This is a genomic window from Candidatus Cloacimonadota bacterium, assembly GCA_011372345.1.
GTDB lineage: Bacteria > Cloacimonadota > Cloacimonadia > Cloacimonadales > TCS61 > DRTC01.
In genome coordinates this window covers 1-4,067 of the sequence record DRTC01000538.1, presented here as the reverse complement: position 1 = coordinate 4,067, position 4,067 = coordinate 1, and the positions used below count along the sequence as shown (strand labels likewise).

General features: G+C 37.1%; 1 protein-coding gene. It reads left to right on the top strand.

Annotated features, from left to right (window positions below; genetic code table 11):
* Positions 1-650: 650 nt before the first annotated feature.
* A partial coding sequence (locus ENL20_10240; protein ID HHE38935.1) for a hypothetical protein occupies positions 651-4,067 on the top strand: 3,417 nt, incomplete at its 3' end.

The window sequence follows — 4,067 nt, the reverse complement described above, 5'->3', positions numbered from 1 at the left end:
TCTCACAAAGAAATTCTCTTATATAAGATTCGGAAAGTTTTATCGTATATTCTTTATTATCATTATTCTAACCTTCCGAATCCTCTTTCAAAAGAATAATTGAAAGAAAGGCTTCGGAAGGGAATTTAGGTGTGGTTCGGAACTTGTTTCGAGACTTTGAAATGGGCAACTTCCGAATGTGCGCAGCTCTTCGGTATGTTGAATTTGACGAATTATTGTCCAAAACAATCGGAAGATCAGCCAGCTGAACATTCCGATGTTTTTTTTACTTTCGAATGGTTGAATTTGGAAAAAAGATTCGACTCATATATGATGTGATGAGTTGAATCTTTTTTTCGTATTAATATATGAGTCCACTCAAAAAAAGGTCAAACTCAATAAAATTAGAAACCGTTAAAACGGTTAATAAGAAGATAGAGGTCATTAACTGATTCATCAGTTTCCAAATTTCGGGCAAAATTTCATACATATTCCAAATTATTGCCTTTTTAGAGTGGATTCTTATATTCAATCTCAATTTTTTGTCTCGATTTTCTCACAATTTGAATAAAAAAAATACTTTACGGATTAACTCTTATTATTTTTTTTAAACTTGCCAAATTTATGAGATTTGGCAAGTTTTGAGAAATTAAAAAAGGGAGAGAATAAAAATGAAAAAAATGATGATTTTACTGTGTCTGATAATTGGATTTTACCTTTCAGCAACTTGGATAGAAATCCCGGAAAATAATCGAGAAAATCTTTTTGAACATCTTTCAGGAGATAGAAATGCCATCGAACTGGAATTTTCTTTGAATGGTTATGAGATGGAAACAGTTTCCGAAAGAGGTGAGACTTTTCAAAAATTATCATATTCCAATGAAGGTGAATTTCTGGAAATCGGAAAACCCGATCTTCCGCGATTTTCCCGCCTGGTTGCCATTCCTGATGAAGGACAGGTGACGATTGAAATCCTTTCTTTTGAAGAGGAAGTTCTAACAAATATGAGTATTTATCCCAGGCAGGAATTGCAGTTGGAAAGCGAACCGCCAAGTTCCAACTTCGTGATCGACGAAAGATTTTATTCTTCCGGAGATATTTTCCCGGTAAAGATCGTAGAAACAGGAACCCCCGCAATTATGAGAGATTTTCGAGTTGTTAATGTAACTGTAAATCCTTTCCGGTATGATCCTCAAAAAAAGGAATTACGGATTATCAAAAACATTAATTTCAAGGTGAATTGTTCAGGTAAAGGTGGAGATAACATCAAAACTACAACTCGTAAAACTTCAAGGTCTTTTGAATCATTCTATGCTTCATCAATCCTGAATTACGGATCACTAATAACTCGGGACGAAGAATTTCAGCAGCCGAGTTATCTCTTTATCTATCCCAATAACACATCGGTTGAAACCTGGCTTGATTCTCTTGTGTTTTGGAAACACCGGAAAGGTTTTGAAGTCACAGCAGTCAATACTTCCGAAACAGGTTCATCCAATAGTCAAATTAAGAATTATATTCAAGATGCTTATGATAACTGGGAAAATCCTCCTGAATTTATCTGTTTAGTCGGAGATGCAGGCGGAAGTTTTAACATTCCAACCTGGATTGAAAACTATTCTTGGTATAGCGGAGAAGGAGATCATCCATATACGCAGTTAGAAGGAAACGATGTGCTGGCAGATGTATTTCTGGGACGGCTTTCATTCAATACAATAACAGAATTTCAAACGATATTGTCAAAAATATTAGTTTATGAGAGAAATCCTTACCTTGATGAAACAGACTGGTATCATAATGTTTTATTAGTAGGAGATCCAACCCATTCCGGTCAATCTACAATCATTATTAACAAAGATGTTAAGGAAATGATCAATGATAGCGAAGATGGTTTTACTTTTGATGAAGCTTATAATGGTTCTTATGTTTCTCAGATAAGTTCGAGTTTGAACGGAGGTGCAAGCTATTTTAATTATCGCGGTTATATCGGTATGAGTGGTTGGGGTAACAGTAACACAGGAAGCCTGACCAATGGCTATAAACTCCCCGTTGCTGTAATTCTTACTTGCGGAACCGGTGGTTTTGAAGGAACTAGTGATTGCCGCAGCGAATATTTCCTGAAAGCCGGAACTCCATCTGTCCCCAAAGGAGCAATTGCAGCAGTTGGTACAGCAACTTCCGGAACTCATACCTGTTTTAATAATAGTGTTGATATCGGGATTTTTTCCGGAATTTTTCGTGACCACATCTATCACATGGGTGGAGCACTCAATCGCGGGAAATTGAATTTATATAATAATTATCCCAATAATCCTGGGAATGCAGTAGAAATATTTTCTCACTGGAACAATCTGATGGGAGATCCCGGAATGGAGCTCTGGACAAATGAACCTGACGAAATGATGATCACATATACTCCCACAGTTTCTCTGGGATCGAATTATCTCGAAGTTGTAGTGAAGAATAATTATGATCATTATCCTCTTGAAAATGCCTGGGTTACAGCCCTGAAAGGTGAAGATGAGATTTTCGCTACCGGTTTCACCGATAATGAAGGAAGAATTTTTTTACCTATCTACACGGAAAACGCAGGAGATGTGTTACTGACAGTAACTAAACATAATTATATTCCCTTTTTGGGAAATTTCAGCATAATTCAATCTAATGTTTTTGTGAATATTTCCGAGATAAATATCGATGATGATATGATTGACACTTCCCATGGGAATGATGATGGAATAATTAATCCCGGTGAAGATATTGAACTCGGTTTGATGATGAAAAATTACGGAGCATTAGATGCTGTAGGAATTTCAGCATCGATCTCTTCTGAAAGTGAATATCTTACAATAACGGATGATAATGAATTTTACGGAACAATTGAACCCGGAACATCGATATATTCAGAAGATGATTTTGATGTAAGCGTAGATCCTGCAACTGTGGGAGGAACTGAAATAATCTTTGATGTCCAGATAGCTGACGCATCCAGAACAGAATGGAATGATCTGGTTTATTTAACTGTTGAAGGAGCAAATCTTGAGACCCGGGAATACACAATTATAGATGCTAATAATGCTATCCTCGATCCGGGAGAAACTGCTGAATTGGAAGTTACCATAGAAAATATCGGATCAGTATTGTGTTCGGATGTAAGCGGAACATTATCTACTGAAAGTGACAGGATCACTATTGAAGATGCTGACGGATATTATGGGAATATTTCTCCTGGCACGGAAATTTCAAACAGCGGAAATAGATTTGAAATAACAGCCAGTACCCAAATAGTTACCGGAATGCAATTTGTAATGGATCTGCATTTAACCAATCCTGATGGATATGATAATACCATCAGTTTTATCATCGAAGTTGGAGAAGTATCCGTAACCGAACCTCTCGGTCCCGATGCTTATGGTTATTTTTGTTATGATGACGGTGATACTCAATATATCGATGCTCCTGAATACAACTGGATTGAGATCGATCCTGATCATGGTGGTTCAGGAACTGTTTTAAACCTGAATGATAATGGAAATACAGGCGATATTGAAAATGTTTCCCTACCCTTCGGATTTAAGTTTTATGGTGTAACTTATAACAACATAACAGTTTGCTCGAATGGTTGGATTGCTCCGGGAACAACAGAACAATATTCCTTCATGAACTGGCATATTCCGGGACCGCTCGGACCTTCACCTATGATAGCTCCTTTCTGGGATGATCTGAAAATCGGATCAGGAAATGTCTGTTATTATTATAACAGCGGTTCGCATTATTTTATCGTAGAATGGTCTCACCTGCAAAATGAATATAACAGTGCTGAAGAAACTTTTCAATTAATTTTATATGATCAGAATTATTATCCGACCTCTACCGGAGATGGTGAGATATTATTCCAGTATAAAGTCGTGAACAATGTTGATCAGGGAAGTTACAGGGCGCAACACGGACAATATGCCACGGTAGGCATCGAAGATCATACCAGTTATATCGGATTGGAATACACTTATAACTATACTTATCCGGTAGCTGCAAAAATTCTGGAGGATGAAATGGCGATTCTGTTCACAGGTCCTCCCATACCTCAT